Genomic DNA, 22532 nt, shown 5'->3' with positions numbered 1-22532 from the left:
CAGAATTAAACGGCGGTTGAGTGAGTTTGTAGTAGCAAAAGCTATTTCAAAATTGTATAGAAGCCAATGGTGTTGAAAATAGTGAGAAGTAGAAAGTAAGTGGTGAGAAGTAGGAGGTAAGAAACGAAAATGGATGTCAGTTCGAGCGTAGCCGAGAACCAATTTTTAAAAGACTTATTCTAAAAGGAGAAGTGAAAAACAGGATCACGAAGTGCTCAAAAACGATTCAACGATTCCACTTTTTTTCAGCTTTAGAAAACCGAAAACCGAAAACCGAAAACCGAAAACCGAAAACCAAAAACCGAAAACCGAAAACTGAAAACCGAAAACAAGAAACAAGGAATAAGAAACAAATATTGTCCCAATCCTGAATATGAAAACAATGAAACATACCTATAGCATAAGCGGAATGACCTGTAACGGTTGTCGCAATCATGTAGAGCAAACGCTGGCCGGGGTTGAAGGTGTGAAAAATGTGGAGGTCAATTTAGAAAAAGCGGAAGCGGTTATAGAGATGGATCATCACATAAAACTCGATACGTTTAAGCAGGCCCTTGAAGCGGATGGCGGCAACTACAGTATTCATATGCCCGGCGATCACCGGCATCACGATAAGAATCATAAACCGAAAAAAGCAGCTTCTAAAGGTAAAGGAACAGGTGTCTTTTACTGCCCGATGCATTGTGAGGGTGATAAGACCTATGACCAACCGGGAGACTGCCCGGTTTGTGGAATGGACCTGGTAGAAGAGGTATCTGCCGTTCCAGGAAGTGCAAATGCAGGTAGTTATACCTGTCCCATGCACCCCGAAATTGTAGAGGATGAGCCCGGAAGCTGCCCCATTTGCGGGATGGATTTGGTTCCTAAAGAACCCGATCTTTCTGCCGAAGAAAAGACTTACAAAAAGCTGCTGCGCAAATTGTGGATTTCAGGGGCTTTTACCCTGCCTATTTTCATCATTGCGATGAGCGAGATGATCAGCAACAATCCGCTGTACGATCTGATGCCGCTTAAATACTGGAACTGGGTGCAGTTTGCACTTTCGCTTCCGGTGGTGTTTTACGCGACCTGGATGTTTTTTGAGCGCGCCTGGAGATCGGTTAAGACCTGGAATCTCAATATGTTTACGCTTATCGGCATCGGTGCCGGGGTAGCCTGGTTGTTCAGTTTGTTTGGGATGCTGGTGCCCGATTTCTTTCCGCCTCAATTCAAGACCGAAGCGGGTACCGTGCACGTCTACTTTGAGGCAGCGACCGTTATCCTTACGCTTGTGCTTATGGGGCAGGTCCTTGAAGCCCGTGCCCACAGCAAGACCAATTCAGCCGTTAAAGAACTGCTGAAACTGGCGCCCAACAAAGCGGTAAAAGTGATTGACGGGGAAGAAGAGGAGGTGTCTATAGATGCTATTGAAAAAGGCGATATTTTACGTGTAAAACCCGGCGACAAAATCCCGGTAGACGGTATCATTACTGAGGGAGAGACCTCCATTGACGAGTCTATGATTACCGGGGAGCCTATGCCGGTTTCTAAAGCTGAAGGCGATTCGGTGAGCAGCGGTACCATCAACGGCAGTCAGTCTTTTTTAATGAAAGCCGAAAAAATAGGCGGAGAAACCCTGCTGGCCCAAATCATTGAGATGGTTAATAAGGCCAGTCGCAGTCAGGCGCCTATTCAGAAACTGGCCGATAAGATTTCGTCCTATTTTGTGCCGGTAGTGGTGGTTATTGCGGTGCTCACCTTTGTGATCTGGGCTGTTTTTGGCCCCGAACCGGTGTACGTTTACGCACTGGTAAACGCCATTGCCGTGCTCATCATAGCCTGTCCCTGTGCTTTAGGGCTTGCCACACCGATGTCGGTTATGGTTGGCGTGGGTAAAGGTGCGCAAAACGGAGTGCTGATTAAGAATGCCGAAGCCCTCGAAAAAATGGATAAGATAGATACGCTTATCATTGATAAAACGGGTACCATAACCGAAGGGAAACCTTCGGTAGAAGCCATAGGCAGTGCTGCAGGTTTTGACGAAAGTCAAGTTCTCACCTACATCGCCGCGCTCAATAATCAGAGTGAGCATCCGCTGGCTGAGGCAACCATCCGCTATGCGAAAGAACAGGGAGTGAAACCCGGCAAAGCCGAAAACTTTAAAGCGGTAACCGGCAAGGGCGTGACAGGAAGTTTTGAAGGTAAAAACCTGGCACTGGGTAATGAGAAGATGATGCAACAGGCAGAGGCTGCCATTCCTGAAGCCTTGCAGCAGGAAGCGCTTGCCCAACAGAAGAAAGGCAAAACCGTTTCGTTTCTGGCGGTAGATCAAAAGGCGGTAGGCTATGTGGTGATTTCAGACAAAATCAAGGCAACCAGTGAACAGGCGATTAACGCCTTACGGGAGAAAGGCATTGACGTCATTATGCTTACCGGCGATAATGAAGATACGGCCCGTGCGGTAGCGCAGGAGTTGAATCTCACCAGTTTTAAGGCCGAAATGCTTCCGCAGGACAAATTAAACGAGGTAGAACGCCTGCAAAAAGAAGGACATCGCGTGGCTATGGCCGGTGACGGGATCAATGACGCTCCCGCTTTGGCACAGAGCAACGTGGGTATCGCTATGGGCACCGGTACCGATGTGGCTATTGAAAGCGCGGCTATTACGTTGGTTAAAGGCGATCTTCACGGTATCGTAAAAGCCCGAAACCTGAGCGATGCAGTGATGCGCAACATCAAGCAAAATCTGTTTTTTGCGCTTATTTACAATTCGGTGGGAGTGCCGGTCGCAGCGGGAGTTTTGTTTCCGTTTTTCGGAATTTTACTTTCGCCGATGATTGCGGCTCTGGCGATGAGTTTCAGTTCGGTATCGGTAATTGCAAACGCCCTGCGCCTGCGCAGTAAATCTTTAGAATAATCTATGGGGAAATTAAGAGCACGTAAAAAAATCAGAAAAATACACCGGTATTTGGGATTGTTTATCGGGATTCAGTTTATCATGTGGACGGTAAGCGGACTCTACTTCAGCTGGACCGACATTGATGAGATTCACGGCGATCATTTTCGGCAGGAGGTCAGTAAGACCGCCTTTGGCGAACTCATTAGTCCGGCAGCATTAGATTCGACTTTAAAAATCTCAAGTCTTGCGCTGCGCGAAATCAATAGCAAACCTTATTACTGGATTAACAATAGCTCTTTATACGATGCTCAAACAGGTTCTCTAAAAGACGGAATCACCCCTGAAGAAGCCCTCAATATTGCGGCCTTGCACATCAAACCCGAGCTGAAGGTTGCAGGAATTGAAAAAATAGAAGCGACGGATGCGCATCACGAGTATCGGGAAAAATTGCTTCCGGCTTATGTGGTGAGCTATGAAGGCGACGATGCGTTAAAGGCCTATATTTCTGTAGCTGACGGAACTTTTCAAACCGTACGCCATCGCGACTGGCGCTGGTTTGACTTTTTATGGATGACCCACACGATGGACTATGAAGGCCGCGATGACATCAATAATTTGCTGTTGCGCATCTTTTCCGTTTTGGGACTAGTAACCGTGCTGAGCGGCTTTGTGCTGTGGTACATCAGTTCGCCCACGATTAGAAAATGGAGCAGAAGAAAATAACCTAATTCAAAACCAATGAAAACGACTAACGACTCGCACACCAAACCGAAAGCCTATACCAAATTCCTGTTGATGCTGGCCTGCTCTTTCGCAGCGATGTACATCACGATGTATTTAAATACCTACGAGATAGACCACGTATACTTTAGCCTTACCCGCTTTTATATGTCCTTACTGGGTATTTGTACAATGGCAGTAATTATGCTGCTGTTTATGCTGAACATGTACACGCATAAGCTTAAAAATGCAGCGATTTTGATAGGAAGTCTGGTGGTTTTTTGCAGCGCCTTGTATTTGGTAAGAGCGCAGAAACCTATAGGAGATGTTTCGTGGATGAAAGCGATGATTCCGCATCATTCCATAGCTATATTAACCAGCAACCGGGCCGATATCAAAGATCCCGAAGTAAAGAAACTGGCAGAAGAAATTATTAAAGCTCAGGAAAAAGAGATTGCAGAGATGAAGGCGATGATTAAGCGTCTGGAAGCTGCAGAATAAAAACGTAATTATGAAAACAAAATCAATAGGAGTTATTATCCTGGCGCTTGTGCTGGGACTGGCAGGTGGGTATTTCATTTTCGGAGGTTCAGATGCTGAAGCTCCCGGCAGTGCTGCGCACGATCACAGTGAGGCTGAGGCAAACCAACTTTGGACGTGCTCTATGCATCCACAGATTTTACGGGAAGAACCGGGCGATTGCCCCATTTGCGGGATGGATTTGATCCCTGCCGAAACCAATGCCTCAGGATTGCTGGCCAATCAGTTTAAGCTTACCGAAAATGCCCTGGCACTGGCCAATATTCAGACTTTGGTTATAGGCGATCAAACCGAAGCAGATGCCGGCAGCATCCGCCTTTCGGGTAAAATCGCGACCAATGCCGAAGAAGTAGCCGTTCAGTCCAGTTATTTTGACGGGCGTTTAGAGCGTTTAAATATGAATTATGAAGGGCAGCAGGTACGTGCCGGGCAGCAACTGGCAACCATCTACGCGCCTAACCTGGTAGCGGCGCAGCAGGAATTGATCACGGCGGCCTCGTTAAAGAGTTCGCAACCCGCTCTCTACAACGCGGTTCGTAAAAAACTAAAACTCTGGAAGCTTTCTGAGGCCCAAATCAATCGAATCGAGGAGTCGGGCAAGGTACAGGAATATTTTCCGGTTTTTGCTACCGTTTCAGGAACGGTTACCGAGGTTATGGCTGCCGAAGGCGATTATGTGAAGCAGGGCCAGCCTTTGCTTAAACTGAGTAATCTTAACAGCGTGTGGGCAGAATTTGACGCCTACGAGAATCAGTTAGGTCTGTTTAAAAAAGGTCAAAAACTCAACATACAGACCAACGCCTATCCCGGTAGAAGTTTTGAAGGTGTTATTTCGTTTATAGACCCCATTCTCAATACCGGTACGCGTACGGTTACCGTACGTGCAACCTTAACCAATAAGGAAGATTTGTTTAAACCGGGTATGTTTGTGACGGCCATGGTTGAAGGTGCGTTGGGTACAGGCACAGAAGCCCTTGCCATCCCTGCGACTGCCGTGATGTGGACGGGAGAGCGCTCACTGGTTTATGTAAAACCCAATCCCACGGAGCCCATTTTTGAAATGCGCGAAGTGACCCTGGGCCCAAAACAGGGAGATACCTATGCGATTCTTGAAGGTCTTGTGCCGGGTGAAGAAATCGTCGTTAACGGTACGTTTACCGTTGATGCTGCTGCTCAGCTCAATGGTAAAAAATCGATGATGGGCGGCAAAGACGCTGCCGAAAGTGAGAAACCTATGGAGATGAACATGAGCCTTCCGGCAAAATTTGAGACCGATCTTAAAGCGGCTATTCCGGCATATTTGAAGCTTAAGGATGCTTTTGTCGCGTCTGATGCTGCGAAGGTTAACGCTTCCGCGAAAACATTCAGGGAGCAGTTACAGCAGGTTTCGTCAGGAGATTTAGGGGAAATGGAGAAAAGTCATTATTCCAAATTGCTTCAAATGCTGAATGCTTTGGTAGACAATACGCAGCTTGAAAATCAGCGGGAACATTTTGTGATCCTGAATGAGAATCTTGCAGCTTTGATGAATGCCGCTTCCACCTTTGATCAAAAATTGTTTTTACAGCGTTGTCCTATGGCTAACGAAAACAAAGGAGCGGTGTGGCTCAGTGATTCGGAACAGATTAAAAATCCGTATTATGGCGATGCGATGCTGGGATGTGGTAGTGTGATTGAAACTTTTGGTAAATAATATAAATCTTGAAAATAAAAGGGATAGGTGGTTTAGTCCTTGTTATTCAGTGGTTTAAATTCTTTATTTCTCAATTGAATGCTGTAAAATAAAACCGCATATTAAGCATATATAAAATTAAGATTGTATTTTACCCCGCAAATTTGCTTTGGTCGTTTTACGCCACAGGGTTATTGCCAAGTGAGCTTTTTCGGTCTTAGCAGTATTAACCCTATTTCAATATATTTTTTATGAGCGTAAATCGTTACAGTGTCATTACCGGTACCGGGAGTTATCTCCCTGAAAAGCGGGTTCCTAATTCAGATTTTTTAGGTTTTGAGTTCTACGAATCTAATGGTACCCCGATTGACAAGGATAACGGCTACATTATAGACAAGTTTAAAGAGATCACTACGATTGAAGAGCGACGCTATGTGACTGATGATTTGGTCACTTCAGATATCGCTTCTTTCGCTGCAGAATCAGCCGTTAAAAATGCGGGTATTGATGCGGAAACTTTAGATTATATTATTGTTGCTCATAATTTTGGGGATGTTAAGGCAGGTACCAACCGCACCGATATGGTTCCGGCTTTGGCTTCACGCGTCAAGCACAAACTCAAGATTAAAAACCCCGATTGCGTGGCCTATGACTTGCCTTTTGGCTGCCCGGGTTGGTTGCAGGGCATTATTCAGGCTGATTACTTCATCAAATCGGGTGATGCATCGCGTATTATGGTTATTGGTGCAGAGACCATTTCACGGGTGATTGATTTACACGACCGGGACAGTATGATTTATGCCGATGGTGCAGGCGCAACGATTCTTGAAGCTCGCGAAAGTGAAACACCTGTGGGTATTTTGGCGCATAAAACCCGCTCAGACACCTATCGCTATGCCGAAATGCTCACCATGGGCTGCAGCTATAATGTTACTCCTCAAAATGAGGCCGATTTATATCTAAAAATGAACGGCCGCCGTTTGTATCAATATGCGCTTGAGACGGTTCCACTTTCAATAAAGGCCTGTCTGGATAAGGCTGGCGTAGCTATAGAAAAAGTGAGTAAAGTGCTCATTCACCAGGCAAATGGTAAAATGGATGATGCTATTATTGCACGCCTTTATAAACTCTACGGCAAGGATGAGGTTCCGGAAGGGGTTATGCCCATGATTATTTCGTGGATTGGAAATTCTTCTGTGGCTACGGTACCCACTTTATTGGATTTGATTCTTCGTGGAAGTATGGAAAACCAGCAAATTAACAGCGGAGATATCGTGGTATTTGCATCGGTAGGAGCGGGCATGAATATCAATGCAGCAGTTTATCAATATTGATAAATGTATTGATTAGGTTAGACAATATACTTTTCGATAAAGTTATTATTATTAGTAATTACAGTTCTTAAGATTTTCTTAAATCTTAACATATGTTATCTATTATTCCTTGTAATAAAGTATTTTTGATTACTTGGTAAATGCGGTATTATTATTAGAAATAGTATTTGCCTGCTATCGAAAAATCAAACTTATAACTTTAGTTGGTGACGTCAAATAATAAAGTAAAGAAAGCAGTTCATGTAATTGTAGGTATTGGAGCCAGTGCCGGTGGATTGCAGGCTCTAAATGATTTTTTTGATAATGTACCCACGGCATCCCTTTACAGTTATATCGTGGTTCAACACTTGTCTCCTGATCATAAAAGCCTTATGGCGGAGCTGTTGAGCAAAAACACGAAGATTCCTATTGAAGTTATTGAAGACGGTGGAGAAATCAAGTCTAATTGTATTTATCTGATCCCTCCTACAAATAATCTGATTATAGAAGACGGGCTCTTCAAGTTACTTCCCAAGCCCAAAGACAAGACGCTAAATTTGCCCATAGATCTGTTTTTTGAATCATTGGCAAATCACGCTAAAGAGCACTGTGCAGGCATCATTTTAAGCGGTACGGGTAGTGATGGTTCCCGGGGTATACGTGCTATTAAAGAAAAAGGTGGGGTGGTTATGGTACAGCAGCCCGAGCAGGCCAAGTTTGACGGAATGCCGCGTAATGCCATTAAAACCGGGCTGGCAGATTATATTGTGCCGGTAGAGCGTATAAGCGATGAACTTTCCAATTATTTTGAAGCGCAATCCAGTATAGGTTTTGACGCAGAGCTTTTTCAGTATGACGAAGAGCTTTTAAAGAATATTCTTCTGGTACTTAAAACGCAGACTGCGCTCGATTTTAGTTTATACAAGCGTCCTACATTACTACGCAGAATAGGAAGACGGGTTCGCGTTTTGAAACTGGATTCACTAGAGGCCTACTATAAATACCTTAGCGAGAACAAGGATGAGGTACAGATTCTCTATAAGGAATTTTTAATAGGGGTTACCAAATTTTTCAGAGACTTTAAGGTTTGGGAAATTTTAGAGCAGAAAGTGATTCCGGAGATTGTCGCAGAAAAGAATTCGGGCGATACCATTAAAATCTGGGATGTAGGTTGCAGTACCGGAGAAGAACCTTATTCACTGGGCATATTATTTCTTGATGAAATTGCCAAGCAGGGAAAAGATATTACACTAAAGATTTTTGCGACAGATATTTCGCAGGATCATCTTGATATTGCAAGCAAGGGAGTGTATTCAGAAAACGTACTAAGTGATCTGTCAAAAGCGAGGATTGAAAAATACTTTAGAAAACAAACCGATAGTTTTAGCGTTAAGGAAAATCTGCGAAAGTGTGTGATTTTCTCTAATCACGACATCACAAACGACCCGCCATTTAAAAATATGGATGTGGTGATGTGTCGTAATCTGCTTATTTACCTGCAGAATGATGTGCAGGCTAAGGTGATTCACGTATTACATTATGCCTTGATAGATCAGGGTATACTCACCATGGGCTCTAGCGAATCTTTAGGAGTACACCGGGATTCTTTTGAAGAGATTGACCGAAAATGGAATATATACAGAAACATAGACCCCTCAGATCGTTTGCGCACAGAAGTTCTTAATTCAACAGCAGAACGCTATACTGCTAATCGTTCAGAAAAAGGTAATCGTAAGCTGAAATCAAAAAATAGCGAACAATCCCTTCGTTTACGTGAGGAAATTAGTAAAGCTATTATTCAGCAGTATGGTGCTGCCAGTGTATACATTGATAGTGGTTTCAATATTCTGGAAGCTATGGGCGCTTTCAAACGATACGCCCAGATGCCGGAAGAAGGCTTTACGACAAATCTTTTGGATATGTTACCTAAAGAGCTTGGTTCAGCTATTAAAAACTCGGTAACAAAGGCCAAACGCAAAAACAGTCAGATTCTTTTTAAGGATGTTGAAGTGCTGGATGATGATGACAATATTAAATCACGAATTGATGTTCTTGTCAAACCCCTTACCAATGCCACAGGCGAAGGTGAAAACAACTATATAATTACACTGCTCGAGCAGGACCGGGAATCTAACAAATCTCTGGTTGTAGAACGTTCTGACATGCATAAATCTGCTCAGGAGCGTATTGCAGATTTAGAAGAAGAACTTAAAGAGACGCAGTACGAACTCAGCAATGCTCTTGAAGAAGCAGAAACCAGCAATGAAGAATTGCAGGCTTCTAATGAGGAATTATTAGCTTCAAACGAGGAGTTGCAGAGTACCAATGAAGAATTACAGAGCGTAAACGAAGAGCTGCATACGGTGAATGCCGAGCATATTGAAAAGATGGAAGATCTCGCCATGCTTAATGCCGATATGGATAACCTTCTTGACAGCACCAAGATTGGTACGGTATTCCTGGATCGAAATCTGATTATCCGAAAATTCACTCCGGCTATTCGTGAGCATTTTCACCTGGTAAAACAGGATATTGGCCGCTCTATAGAGAATTTTGTATCCAATTTTGGTATTAAAAGGCGCGAAACGATTGTAGATAATTCGCGCAAGGTTATGAATACCGGTCAGGTCTTTGAGAAGCGTATTAAAAGTAAGAGCGGGAGGTATTTTTTACAGCGTATTTCTCCATTTATCACAACTGACGAGACCATTGACGGCGTTGTAATCACATTTATTGATATTCATAAAGTAGAACAGTCTCAGGAGCGTCTTCGCAAAAGTGAAGAAAAGTTTAAGGCTTTTTATGAAGATGACCCGGTGATGCACGTGACTATTAATTCACATACCGGTAAAATCACCGAGTGCAATAAGTTATTTGTACAGACATTAGGGTTTACCTCTAAAGAGGATGTGCTGGAGCGCTCTATATTTGAATTTTATCCAAAACGTACCAAAGTTAAGGCTATAGCTTTGCTTGACGAACTCGAAAAAAAAGGAAGTATTTCAAACGTAGAATTGGCTTTAGAGACCAATACCGGCGAGCATATTGATATTCTCTTTAACGCTGATCTGTTACCCGATCAGCAGGGTGGTAAAGGCAAGCAATGGCGTTGCACCCTGATGGGAATAACCGATCTCAAGAATGCTCAGAAAGCTTTACAGAAGCAAAAAGAAGATTTACAGCGCATCAATGCAGATTTAGAACAATTCGTTTCAATTTGTTCACATGACTTGCAGGAGCCCTTATCAACCATACGTTTTAGCAGTGATTTCTTAAGCAAGAAATTCAGTAGTGATTTGAGCGAAAAAGGAAAAGAATATTTGGGCTACATTCACGAGGCATCCGGCCGTATGGCTGAGCAAATTAAAGCGCTTTTAGAACACAGTCGCATTGGTGAAGATCTTGAGAAATCGAAGGTTGATGTAGCTGAACTCATAGAAGTGGTGAAATACGATCTCAACCGCAGCATTCGAGAGGCACAGGCTACCATAAGCGTGGGCAAAATGCCTAAGGTAATGGCCTATGAGACCGAACTGCGCTTATTATTTCAGAATCTTATCAGTAACGCGCTGAAATACCGTCAAAAAAATACAGAGCCATCTATCCGTATCTCTTCGTTTTCTGATGAAGAATTCCATACGTTCTCTATTCAGGACAATGGTATCGGGATTAAAGAAGACGATCTGGAAGCTATTTTCAAGATATTTGGTCGGGTTCCTACCGAAGAAAAATATGAAGGTACCGGTGTAGGTTTGGCGCATTGTAAAAAGATTGTAAAACTTCACGAAGGAAAAATATGGGTGGATTCCCAGTTTGGTCAGGGCAGTACCTTCTATTTTAAGATAAAGCGCTGAAAATAAAATGAGTATTTCTTCCCTATACCCCAAAGAAGTTACTTTAACCAACTGTGATAAAGAGCCTATACATATTTTAGGTAAAATACAGTCTTGCGGTTATTTACTGGCGGCAGCATTTGAGTCACAGATTATTAAGTATTGCAGTGAAAATATTGCAGAACTACTATCAAAGGATAGCACTGCTGTCTTAGGTGAGAAGCTCTCTGCTTATTTTGAAGATAATTTACTTCGTAAATACAGCGATCTCGAAGACCAGGAAAAAGCCATTCCTCAAAAGGTGGAGTTTAATGAAAAGGCATTTCTGCTCATTGCACATCATTATGCGGGCAATCTCATTTTCGAATTAGAACCGCTAGAGACCGAAGAGAATCCCTATGAACACCAAATCTACCTTTCTAAAATAGTTTCTGAACTCAATGCTGCCGAGAGTGAACAGGAAATGTGTGATCTCACAGCGAGTTTAATTAAAGAAAGCTATGACTATGATCGGGTAATGATTTACCGTTTTGATGAAAACTGGGATGGTGTAGTTGTTTCTGAAGAGAAAGAAGAACATATGGAATCCTGGCTGGGGCTTCGATATCCGGCCTCAGATATCCCACAGCAAGCCCGTAAATTGTTTTTAAAGCAAGGGGTACGCATCATCGCTGATGTAAAAAGCCAATCGGTTGCAATACACGCATTATCAGGAAATGAACAGGAAAACCCGGTAGATCTTACACAAAGTGAATTACGCGCATCTTCACCCATACATATAGAATACCTCGAAAATATGGAAGTGGGAGCAACCATGACTGCCGCCATTATTTCTAAAGGAACCTTATGGGGTTTGATTGCCTGTCATCACAATACGCCTAAGTTTATTAGTTATTACAAAAGACAATCCTGCAAGTATCTTACGCAGGTGCTGTCTAGCCGCATCATTCTGTCGACAGCAAATCAGGCCTTGCTTAAAGTGAATGAAAGCGCTGTCTTACGTAACAAATTGCTGGAAAAAATAAGTAAAGACTGGGATGTTTTGAATGGTCTCACCACTGGAGACTATACAATGCTCGAGGTTACAGATGCTCAGGGATCGGCAGTTTTACTTGATGGTCAGATAAGAATGACCGGCGAGACTCCAGATGAGGATGCGATCAGAAAATTGGTAAAGGCTTTGTCGCTGGCTGATCTTGAAGATAATTACTATTACTCCAATGCTTTGGGGAAAGACTTTGAGGAGTTTGAAGTTTTAAAGTCAAAAGCCTCAGGGGTGCTTTGTGTTTTTCTCTCATCTGCACGCAAGGATGCATTGATTTGGTTTAAAGCCGAAAAAATCAAAACTGTAAATTGGGCCGGTAAACCTGAGAAAGTTATGAGTCCGGATGATGACCAAAGGATGTCTCCGCGTAAATCCTTTGAAAAATGGTCTGTTCTTCAGGAGGCGCATTCAGAACCCTGGCAGGACTATGAGATTGCCGCTGCACAGGCGTTGAAGCAGGATATTTCAGAAATCATACTGGAGAAATATGAAGAAGTCAAATTACTTAACAGCAAACTACAAAGTGCTTACGAAGATTTGGAAACCTTCAGTTATAGTGTAGCCCACGACTTGAGAGCTCCGTTAAGAGGTATAGATGGATTCGCCCAAATTATTAAAGAAGATTACAGCGATGTTCTGGACGATTTTGGAAAATCTTCCGTAGATACCATTATTGATTCCGCAGACCGTATGAACCATCTTATTGATGACATACTCGAATTTTCGAGGGTTACTCAGGCTGATTTACATCGTACCCCATTTTCTTTAAAGGAAGTGACGGAAGAATTGCTGAAGTTCTTAAACCTTCGTAACGATTATCCAAATACCCGTATTGATATTAGTTCTGACCTGCCCGAAGTTGAGGCAGACCAGCGAATGGTAACCCAGCTCATGCAGAATCTGCTGACCAATGCTTTGAAGTATTCGGCAGCTGCCGAAAAACCACTTATTGAAATTGGAGTGGAGAACATTAAAGGCAAAGATTATTACTTTGTAAAAGATAATGGAATAGGCTTTGATGCCAAACGGCATAAGAAACGAATTTTTATATTGTTTAGCAGGCTTGTTGGAAAAGAATATCCGGGTTCTGGACTAGGTCTTACGATTGTTAAGCGCATCATAAAAAAGCATAACGGAAAAATAAAAGTGAGAAGTACACCGGGTGAGGGAAGTACCTTTTTATTTACTTTGAAGTAAAATTTCTGCTATGAAATCAAAGTACATATTGGCTATTGAGGACGATGAAAATGATATTACGCTGATGAAGCGTATTTTTCAAAAGCAAATGCCAGATTATACCATTAAGTACATATCAGACGGTGAGGAAGCTTTAAACTATTTACGAAGTACCCAGTTTAAAGAAGAGTTGCCAAGAGTTATACTTTTAGACATTAAAATACCAAAAGTCAATGGTCTTGAATTGCTAAAAAACATCAGAGGAATGAAAGATTATAAATCCATTCCTGTGGTGATGTTGAGTTCTTCAGATCGTCAGGATGAGATTCAATTATCTTATCATTTAGGAGCAAATAGTTATATTGAAAAACCGAAAACATTTACTGAGCTGTGTAAAACGCTACCGGCGATGATGGATTATTGGATTGTTTATAATAGATAAAATGGAGCAAGTAAATCTTAGAGTATTGCTGGTAGAGGATAACGCAGCAGATGTTACGCTTATTAAGCGTGAAATTTCAAAAGCTGATCCTGAGGCTGAAGTAACAGTCTGTAAAAATCTGAATGAATTTAGAATGGAAGTGGCTTCTAAAACACCAGATATTATTCTCTCAGATTATAAATTGCCTACCTGTTCAGGATTGGAAATTCTTGAGGAAGCACAGGAAATAGCTCCCTCTATTACATTCCTTTTTGTTACCGGGGCTATCAATGATGAAGAGCTCGCTGCAGATACTATTTTGAGCGGGGCGTCAGGTTTTATTCTTAAAAAGAATATCAGTAACCTGCATAAGCGTCTGGAACCTTATTTTAACGCCATAACAAATAACGGCCATTTAATGCATCCGGTACGTAAAAAGATTTTAGAAAGTAAACGTCTGGTTAAGGATATCGAGGTTTTTCTCGAAAACTTTTCTAAAGAAAATATGTCACACCGGGAAGGAATGCTTAAAATACAGGAAGATTTAAAACGACTTAAAACCGGTTATGATTTTAGACCACTTAAAGACGCAGACAACAGCGCTTCATAAAGAAACCGAACAGGATAACCTGGCCCGGTTTATACTTGATCATTCGATATCTACCTCTCAATACTTCGATTTACTCAAACAGAATTGGTATGCCTATGCAAAGGTAGATCAGCTTCTTAATCATAATGCTTCCACATTACCTGAGTATTTAAAGCCATTTGCTGATGGCGCAAAGGCGCAGGCCTTAAAACATGATTTGGCACAGCTTGATTACCAGACTGAGATTGATTCTTTGGAAACGAAAGAAATGACGGCTGCAGAACTCTTAGGGATGCTTTATGTGACCGAGGGTTCTATGCTGGGCGGATTACTGATTCGTAAAAATCTGGAGTCCTGCTCTAAGCTTGATGCTGATTTTGAGCATCACTTTTTTGGTAAAAGCCCGCCTGAGGTCATGCAGCGCTGGCAGTCTTTTAAGCAGGCTGTATCTGATAAAGAATTCTCCGTTGAAGAACAGGATAAGGCCGTAGCCGGAGCGCATTATGCCTTTATGATTTTCAAAGAATCCTATGCTTTGGTCTAAGTTTTAAGGCATTCAAGAACCACCGTTTTACCATTTTCGAGTGTGGTAAAAAATAGATAGGTATCACCACCATCCTTTATTCTGAATTTAGACCGAATTTGGGCTACACTTTCTTTAAAGTTACGGGTTGTAATGTGTGCTTTTTGATTTTTAAATTCTTTAACCAGAAGCTTTTTAGAATAGGGTAGAACCTGTTCTATCTTAAAACGTCTCCCCGGAAAATCAATTCGGGCTTCAGAGGTATATAAATGCGTGTTTGCGGCCAGTTTAGACAGGTCAAATTTTGCCGCAATCCAGTTAAAAACACCGAGTTTCATCAGCGCTGCATTGGGCTCATAGAGGTAGGTGAGGGGTTCGTCAAAGCTTGCGAGGGAGGCCTGCTCTTCCTCTGCATTTATGGAAACCGTCTCTTCGTAATCACTATTCAGATTGACTGCAACCTTTTTAGCATTCTGAAAACTGGCCTCCGGCTCCAGAATAAACAGCAGTTCTTTAACCTCATTTTTAAGGGCGACTGCGTGAACTTCTGCAACGTACTTAAGTTCATTAGCCGCAGCCTGAATATCAAGCAAAGGGCTGGTTTTAATCATCAGCCTTTTGGCTTTCTGAAATAAGAAGTCGAGGTGCAACGGGATATCAGGCTCGCAATCAGCCAGCATAAAGACTTTTCCCTTGCTTTCGTGCCGCCGTGACGGGTCGGCGTAAATTAAATCAAATTGTAAATCAGTCTCTTTCAGGAATTCTATACTGTCTCCGTTATGTACGTGTATTTGTGAGGCTTCCAGCTTACTTAAATTATGCCGGGCAATCTCTGCAAGTTCGCTATCGTGCTCACAATAATATACACCTTCAAAGGATCCGGAAAAAGCCAAATCGTCCACGCCAAAACCGCCTGTAAGGTCTGCCATGGCAGTGCCTTTAAAAATGGAAGCTTTATATGCCGCTGTTTCTTCAGAAGAAGTCTGCTCTAAATTCAATTTAGGAGGATAGTAAATTCCTGATGTATTAAACCAGCGAGGAAGCTTTTTTTGGCTTTTCTGAAAGCCTGTAAGCTGCTGGGCAAGTTCTGCGCTGCTCACTCCTTCAAAAGGGCTAGCTTTTAAAGCTAAAGTGGCTGCATCGAGATTTAAATGTTCCCTGAGATACGTTTGTACTTCAGGATTTAATATCAGGGAATTCAAGGTTACAGATTTTTAGTAAGCTTTTGTACAATTTTATATTCCGAAAGGAATTCACTGGCGATCACCTTAAGCGCAGTATAAACCGGTACGGCGATTACCATTCCAAAAATCCCGAAGATAAGACCGGCAATTACGATAACCAGAAAGATCTCAAGCGGGTGCGATTTTACACTGCTGCCAAATATAAGCGGCTGAAGAATAAAATTGTCAATGAGTTGAGCAATGATATAACCAATCAAAACATAGAGCATTTTGGGTAAAATAACTTCCTGAAAATCTGCGGTAAAATACCCGCTTATAACCAAAAGCATCATAACCAAACTTCCCACGACAGGGCCAATATAAGGTACCACGTTAAGCATTGCGCAAAACAGTGCAATGGCAAAGGGGTTGGGAATTTGAAAACTGACCAGCAGAATCGAGTAGAAGCAAAACAGAATTGAAAGTTGTAGCAAAATCCCCAGGAAATAGCGGGAAAGCAAGAGTTTTGTTTTATGAAAAACGCGTCGAAAACGGGTTTCTTCCCCATAGTTTGCAAAAACTAAAATACTATCGAGAAGTAAATGACTGTCTTTTAGTAAGAAAAATGAGATGAATATTACCGAAAGCAGTCCCACCACCATCGAACTAAAATTTCCCAGGATACCATTGATAAAGGTAGGTATCACCGAAATGTCGAAGTTTTTGATAAAATCAGATTGTTTGAAACCTTCTATTAGCGTGACCTGATCAACTCCCAGAGTACGGCTGAATTCGATATTAAGCCGGTTTACATTGTGTTTAACCTCCTCAAAGTTGATGCGGCTTATGTGGTCGCTTTGATCAATCAGAATAGGAATAAACAGCGCTAAAATCCCGGAAATTAGCAACACAACCAGAAGCAATGTGGTGATTGATGCCGCAGTAGCGCTAAATTTTAGATTGTACTTTAAGAAATTAACAATAGGTCTGCCTATTAGGGAAATGACTGCAGCGATACAGATAAACATAATCACTGCCTGTATTTGATACAAAAACCATAGAATTAGAATTATTCCACCAAGTATGCCCAGAGCTCTAAGAATTCCGTAGGCAATGGTTTTTGATTTATTTTCATCCATGATTGAGGTTGTTTATAAGTTGGTAAGCTGCAATAGCTGCCGCGTGGCTAACATTCATACTGCTATTTTGCCCGCGCATTGGGATGTGCAAAAGATGATCGGCAAAAGCTAGTAGTTCTGATGAAATCCCGTTGCGTTCACTGCCTATGAGCAATGCGATCTTTTGTAATTCAGAATTAAAATCATTTAAGGCTACGCTGTCTGTGGTGAGTTCGAGCCCAATTATGCTATACTTTTCACCTTTTAGTTGCGTAATCAGTGCTAAAGAATTCTCAACTATTGAATAAGCTACGCGTTTCTCACAGGTTCTCGATGTACGCTTTAAGCGATTGCTGTTTAGGTCAGGCGTGCCGTTTAGAAAGTAGAGATGTCTGATACCTAATGCATCTGCAAGCCTGAAAAGACTGCCGGTATTTGCGGGACTACTCAGCCCGTCGCATAGCAAAACAAACGGAAGCGTCGTCGCTTGCCGCGGAGTGTTTTCATGCGTGAGTTGCTCAGTTTTCAAATGCATACTTGATAATGTTTGCACCCATTTTTAAGGCTTTTTCACGTACTTCGGGCGGGTCATTATGCACTGCAGCGCTCTCCCAGCCGTCACCCAGATCAGATTCTAAGGTATACAGCAAAACCAGTCTACCCTCTTTATAGATGCCAAATGCCTGTGGGCGCTGCCCATCGTGTTCATGTATTTTTGGTAAACCTTCCTTAAAGGCATATGCACTGCTAAACAGCGGATGATCTGCCGGGAGTTCCTTAAGTTCTTCCTCAGGGAAGAGGCGTTTTAACTGCGGGCGCAAATAAGCGTCGATTCCATAATTATCGTCAATGTGTAAGAAGCCACCCGCCACCAGATAATCCCTTAGATTTTGCAAGGCTTCATCAGAGAAATATACATTGCCGTGACCGGTCATATGCACAAAGGGATATTTCTGTATTGCAGGATCTGTTGCTTTTACTGTGGCGGTTTTAGTATTGAGGTTGGTGTTTAGATTTGCGTTGCAAAACGCAGCCAGATTGGGCAATGAAGTGGGATTGGCATACCAGTCGCCACCACCCTCATAGTGTAATACCGCGATTTCCTGAGCACACAACGGGGTGCAAAGGGATATAAAAAGCAGTAAAATGGATGCGAAACGGGTGATCACAGCTGTTGTATTAATTTGAACGAAAATACTTATTTTTCAAGCAATACCCTATGATTTAAACAATACATTAGTATTTCTATAAAATATTATTTTAAATAATCTAAATCCTTTTGAGATTTGCTGCAACACAATTAAAAAAGCCTTCAGAACGCGTCTGAAGGCTTTTGATAATCAATGATTTTTATATTTAAAAATCCGGTGCTGACCAGATTTTCAAATTACGCTTTTACTGTCTTTTTCAAAGGAATCTGATGCTTTAATAAGTCGTCAAAGGTTTCGCGTTCGCGAATGAGCTGTGCTTCGCCATCTATAAATAAAACCTCTGCCGGGCGATAACGGGAGTTGTAATTGCTGGCCATACTGAAACAATAGGCTCCGGCATTGCTAAAAGCCAGAATATCACCTTCAGCGATCTCAGCGATACGTCTGTTGGTCGCAAAGGTATCGGTCTCACAGATATATCCTACAACCGAATAAAAGCGCTCGCGTCCTTCCGGATTGCTGATGTTTTTAATTTCGTGACGGCTTCCGTAAAACATAGGGCGTATCAAATGGTTGAAGCCACTATCAACCTGTGCGAATACTGTTGAAGTGGTTTGTTTAATGACATTTACACTAACCAAAAATTTACCGGCCTCACTAACCAGGAACTTTCCGGGCTCAAAAACAAGGGTTAACTCTTTTCCGTAGCTTTTTTGGAAATCATTGAATCGTTCTGAAAGTTTGCTCCCCAATTCTTCAATGTGAGTCTCTATGTCTCCGGGTTTGTAGGGCACTTTAAAGCCGCTTCCAAAATCGAGAAAATCCAGATTCTTAAAATTTTTAGCGGTATCAAAAAGGATTTCTGCGGCGTGAAGAAAGACGTCAATATCCAGAATATCGCTTCCGGTGTGCATATGAATACCATTGATATGCATTCCTGTATTTTCAACAATACGCAACAAATGTGGGATTTGATGTATACTAATACCAAACTTACTATCAATATGTCCTACCGAAATATTGGTGTTTCCGCCGGCCATTACGTGTGGATTTATACGCACACAGACCGGGGTTTTAGGATGACGGGTTCCAAACTGCTCTAAGATCGAAAGATTGTCAATATTGATTTGAACTCCCATTTTTGCAACAGCTTCAAGCTCATCAAGCGAAACGCCATTAGGGGTAAACATAATTTGGGAAGGGTCTACACCCGCGGCGATTCCCAGACGTACCTCCTGAATACTTACGGTATCAAGACCGGCACCAAGATCATGTATGAACTGCAATACAGCCAGATTAGATAGTGCCTTTACCGCATAATTCACGCGCAGGTGATCAACACCTTTAAAAGCATCGGTTAATCTTTGGTATTGAGATTCAATTTTAGCCGCGTCATAAACATAAACAGGGCTTCCATATTCCTGAGCAATGTCAAGGAGATTTTGATGGGTCATAATCTTAAAACTTTAAGCGTACAAAACTAATATAGATTAGTCAGTTATGCATTTAACAGCGATACAAATTATGGAAACAGCCCTAAAATTGAGAAAAAAGCACTTTTTAACCAGTATTTGAGTAAATTCACTTAAAAACAGAACAGCTATGACGATTACTTTGGCAATGTTTCCATTAGAACTCGTGGTATTTCCGGAAGAATCTTTGCCGCTTCATATTTTTGAGAACCGATACCAGCAATTAATTGCTGATTGCGAGCATACGCAGATAACTTTTGGAATACCCGCATATATCAATCGCAGCTTGAATTATGGCACTGAAGTGAGGCTTGAAGCCGTAAAGAAACGCTATCCTTCTGGAGCCAGTGACGTGATTTGCCGGGGGCTTCGGGTTTTTAAGATAGCAGAATTTTATCCCAATTATTCTGACAAATTATATGCCGGTGCGGCTGTTGAGTTTCTTGAAAATACAGACGATGCGCTGCCGGGTCAGGCACGTACGTTTTACAATCTGGTGCAGCGGTTTTATGAAGTGCTGGGTGCTGCCGGACCACAAATTGACCTCAATGCGGTAAGCAGTTACAGCTTTGCTCATAAACTGGGTTTATCTCTGGAGCAGGAACTGTATTTGCTTCAGATAACCCGGGAGTCTGATCGCTATAGTTATTTGATAGATCATCTCACGGCTACAATTCCGGTAGTGGAGCAGGTTAATCGCACCCGAAGACTCATCGAACTCAACGGTCATTTCAAGAATTTTGATCCCCTCGATTTTACCGAATACCGCCTGGGCAGCTCTGATGAATAGAAGGCTTTTAAATCAAATTCAAATTATTGGCAGGGTTAAGGCTAAATACCTATTTTTGCACAGCAAATTTCAAACAAAAAGAAACGCCTGATTATGAATCTACACGAATATCAAGGAAAAGAAATATTAAGCAGTTTTGGAGTGCGCATTCAGCGCGGTATTGTTGCTACAACACCTGCTGAAGCGGTAGCGGCTGCAAAAAAGCTTACCGAAGAAACCGGTACAGGATGGCATGTAATCAAAGCTCAGGTTCACGCCGGGGGTAGAGGAAAAGGCGGCGGTGTTAAGCTTGCTAAAAATCTTCAGGAAGTGGAGCAGATCGCAGGAGAAATCATCGGGATGAATCTGGTTACGCCTCAGACTTCAGCAGAAGGAAAAAAGGTGCATCAGGTTTTAATCGCTGAGGATGTGTATTATCCGGGAGATAGCGAGCCTAATGAGTTTTATATGTCTGTATTGCTTAACCGTGCAACCGGCCGCAATATGATTATGTATTCTACCGAAGGGGGGATGGATATCGAAGAAGTTGCTGAAAAAACACCGCACTTAATTTTTACTGAAGAAATAGATCCTGCAACAGGATTGCTTGGTTTTCAGGCGCGACGCATTGCGTTTAATCTGGGCTTGAGTGGGACTGCCTTTAAAGAAATGACAAAATTTGTCGCGGCTCTTTATAAGGCGTATTCAGAGTCTGATTCTTCACTTTTTGAAATTAATCCGGTGTTAAAGACCAGCGATGACAAGATTATGGCTGTTGATGCTAAGGTATCTTTAGATGATAATGCATTGTTTCGTCATAAAGATTATGCAGCAATGCGTGACAAGCGTGAGGAGAATCCGGTAGAGGTTGAAGCTAAAGAAGTAGGTCTTAACTACGTAGATCTTGATGGTAACGTGGGTTGTATGGTAAATGGTGCAGGTCTTGCAATGGCAACTATGGACCTGATCAAACAAGCCGGTGGTGAGCCTGCAAACTTTTTAGACGTGGGAGGTACCGCAGATGCAGAGCGTGTAGAAACCGCGTTTAACCTGATTCTTAAAGATCCTAATGTAAAAGCCATTTTGGTAAATATATTTGGAGGTATTGTACGTTGCGATCGTGTAGCGCAGGGTATTGTAGATGCTTATAAGAATATGGGAACTATAAATGTGCCTATCATTGTACGTTTACAGGGAACCAATGCTGATATCGCCAAAGAATTGATTGATAACAGTGGTCTTGATGTACAAAGTGCAATAGAATTTAAAGAAGCAGCAGATAAAGTACAGAAAGTACTCGCTTAGTATAAATAAACATAAAATCACTATTTGGTGATTGCTGAAAACTCCCGATTTAAATCGGGAGTTTTTTTGTTTGAAGTGTTATCAAGTGTTAATGGGATTGCGGTGTCAAAAATTAGTAATTCCGAAATCGTTATCGGTCTAATTGATTGATAATTAGAGTTATATATTTTAGTAAATGGATTTAGTTTTGAGTCTAACTCGCTGATTTTGAAGGATTAAAAAAGTTAATAATATGTTAAATGAATTTGTAAGGTGTAACTCAGGGCAGACTCAGACGTCTTTTTAGTACATCATTCAAAAATCAAACATTATGAAAACTTTTAAAACAATGGTACTTGCAGCAGCAATCATCTGCGGTACAGCGTTAAACGCAAACACAACTGAACCAACTTCAAAAACGACCAGCGCAGCGGTTAAAACTGCGATGAAAAAAGAACTGGCGAGTCATCTGGAGAGACACGATTTTAAATTGGACAAAAAGACTACTGTAATGGTTTCTTTTACGGTAAATGAAGACAACGAGATGGTTGTTATCTCTGTTGATTCAGAGGACACGAGCATCAAGAAATTCATCCAGGGTAGATTAAACTATCAAAAGTTTGAGACCACGCCAATAGTGGGGCAAACCTATCACGTTCCGGTAACTCTGGAAGGAAATCAGTAAATTCAGAATTAAATTTTAGTTAGTAGAAAGACCTGGGAGCTTATGGTTTCCGGGTTTTTTTAGGTTTATACTTTTGACAAAATGTCATTGATATTTCACGATAAACCGACAAAATGACGTTAAAAAATGAGTTGGTATTAGAATTGCCAATTATTAAGCAAAATAAAAAATAATAACAAC

At 41.9% G+C, this 22532-nt stretch carries 18 protein-coding genes; 13 read left to right on the top strand and 5 right to left on the bottom strand.

Annotated elements, in window-relative coordinates; genetic code table 11:
• Positions 1 to 382: 382 nt before the first annotated feature.
• From CJ305_RS13140 to CJ305_RS13095, 10 genes are all read left to right on the top strand, one after another.
• The gene (locus CJ305_RS13140) at positions 383 to 2896 is read left to right on the top strand and encodes a heavy metal translocating P-type ATPase (protein ID WP_099646747.1); all 2514 of its coding nucleotides are present in this window, start codon (positions 383 to 385) and stop codon (positions 2894 to 2896) included.
• 3 nt (positions 2897 to 2899) lie between these two features.
• On the top strand, positions 2900 to 3601 hold the full coding sequence (locus CJ305_RS13135) for a PepSY domain-containing protein (RefSeq protein WP_099646746.1): 702 nt from the start codon (positions 2900 to 2902) through the stop codon (positions 3599 to 3601).
• Positions 3602 to 3616: 15 nt separating this feature from the next.
• A complete protein-coding gene (locus CJ305_RS13130; protein WP_099646745.1) occupies positions 3617 to 4099 on the top strand; it encodes a DUF305 domain-containing protein in 483 nt (160 codons plus the stop codon).
• A gap of 10 nt (positions 4100 to 4109) precedes the next feature.
• Positions 4110 to 5831: an efflux RND transporter periplasmic adaptor subunit gene (locus CJ305_RS13125; protein WP_099646744.1), complete on the top strand. Its 1722-nt coding sequence runs from the start codon at positions 4110 to 4112 to the stop codon at positions 5829 to 5831.
• Positions 5832 to 6061: 230 nt separating this feature from the next.
• A complete protein-coding gene (locus tag CJ305_RS13120) occupies positions 6062 to 7144 on the top strand; it encodes a 3-oxoacyl-ACP synthase III family protein (protein ID WP_099646743.1) in 1083 nt (360 codons plus the stop codon).
• 206 nt (positions 7145 to 7350) lie between these two features.
• The gene (locus CJ305_RS13115; RefSeq protein WP_099646847.1) at positions 7351 to 10977 is read left to right on the top strand and encodes a chemotaxis protein CheB; all 3627 of its coding nucleotides are present in this window, start codon (positions 7351 to 7353) and stop codon (positions 10975 to 10977) included.
• 7 nt (positions 10978 to 10984) lie between these two features.
• Complete coding sequence (locus CJ305_RS13110; protein WP_099646742.1) at positions 10985 to 13198, top strand: ATP-binding protein; 2214 nt, start codon at positions 10985 to 10987, stop codon at positions 13196 to 13198.
• Positions 13199 to 13208: 10 nt separating this feature from the next.
• The gene (locus tag CJ305_RS13105; protein ID WP_099646741.1) at positions 13209 to 13619 is read left to right on the top strand and encodes a response regulator; all 411 of its coding nucleotides are present in this window, start codon (positions 13209 to 13211) and stop codon (positions 13617 to 13619) included.
• Position 13620: 1 nt separating this feature from the next.
• Positions 13621 to 14208: a response regulator gene (locus CJ305_RS13100; protein WP_143469383.1), complete on the top strand. Its 588-nt coding sequence runs from the start codon at positions 13621 to 13623 to the stop codon at positions 14206 to 14208.
• Entirely contained in the window at positions 14165 to 14731 is a 567-nt protein-coding gene (locus tag CJ305_RS13095) for a biliverdin-producing heme oxygenase (protein WP_099646739.1), read from the top strand. Before CJ305_RS13100 ends, CJ305_RS13095 begins: the two co-directional genes overlap by 44 nt.
• Here CJ305_RS13095 and CJ305_RS13090 read toward each other — a convergent pair.
• From CJ305_RS13090 to lysA, 5 genes are all read right to left on the bottom strand, one after another.
• Positions 14728 to 15912 carry a class I SAM-dependent methyltransferase gene (locus tag CJ305_RS13090; RefSeq protein WP_099646738.1) on the bottom strand — a complete coding sequence of 395 codons (1185 nt, stop codon included), beginning with the start codon at positions 15910 to 15912 and terminating at the stop codon, positions 14728 to 14730. The two genes, CJ305_RS13095 and CJ305_RS13090, sit on opposite strands and share 4 nt — an antisense overlap.
• A gap of 2 nt (positions 15913 to 15914) precedes the next feature.
• Positions 15915 to 17012, bottom strand: a complete 1098-nt coding sequence (locus tag CJ305_RS13085; RefSeq protein WP_099646737.1) for an AI-2E family transporter — start codon at positions 17010 to 17012, stop codon at positions 15915 to 15917.
• Positions 17005 to 17526: a TrmH family RNA methyltransferase gene (locus CJ305_RS13080; RefSeq protein WP_099646736.1), complete on the bottom strand. Its 522-nt coding sequence runs from the start codon at positions 17524 to 17526 to the stop codon at positions 17005 to 17007. The genes CJ305_RS13085 and CJ305_RS13080 overlap by 8 nt, the downstream gene beginning before the upstream one ends.
• Positions 17510 to 18157: a DUF4159 domain-containing protein gene (locus CJ305_RS13075; protein ID WP_099646846.1), complete on the bottom strand. Its 648-nt coding sequence runs from the start codon at positions 18155 to 18157 to the stop codon at positions 17510 to 17512. The genes CJ305_RS13080 and CJ305_RS13075 overlap by 17 nt, the downstream gene beginning before the upstream one ends.
• Before the next feature lie 221 nt (positions 18158 to 18378).
• Entirely contained in the window at positions 18379 to 19596 is a 1218-nt protein-coding gene (lysA, locus tag CJ305_RS13070) for a diaminopimelate decarboxylase (protein ID WP_099646735.1), read from the bottom strand.
• A 148-nt stretch (positions 19597 to 19744) separates the two neighbouring features.
• Between lysA and CJ305_RS13065 the strand changes: the two genes are divergently transcribed.
• From CJ305_RS13065 to CJ305_RS13055, 3 genes are all read left to right on the top strand, one after another.
• Positions 19745 to 20404 (top strand): LON peptidase substrate-binding domain-containing protein, encoded by a 660-nt coding sequence (locus CJ305_RS13065; RefSeq protein ID WP_099646734.1) that lies wholly within the window; start codon positions 19745 to 19747, stop codon positions 20402 to 20404.
• Positions 20405 to 20497: 93 nt separating this feature from the next.
• Positions 20498 to 21688, top strand: coding sequence for an ADP-forming succinate--CoA ligase subunit beta (sucC, locus tag CJ305_RS13060; RefSeq protein ID WP_099646733.1), 1191 nt, complete (start codon positions 20498 to 20500; stop codon positions 21686 to 21688).
• Between the two features lie 310 nt (positions 21689 to 21998).
• Positions 21999 to 22352 (top strand): hypothetical protein, encoded by a 354-nt coding sequence (locus tag CJ305_RS13055; RefSeq protein WP_099646732.1) that lies wholly within the window; start codon positions 21999 to 22001, stop codon positions 22350 to 22352.
• Positions 22353 to 22532 lie beyond the last annotated feature (180 nt).

The organism is Leeuwenhoekiella nanhaiensis (genome assembly GCF_002744755.1).
Classification (GTDB): domain Bacteria; phylum Bacteroidota; class Bacteroidia; order Flavobacteriales; family Flavobacteriaceae; genus Leeuwenhoekiella; species Leeuwenhoekiella nanhaiensis.
Note: the sequence above shows the minus strand (reverse complement) of the source record. Positions and strands in the feature narration are given on the sequence as shown.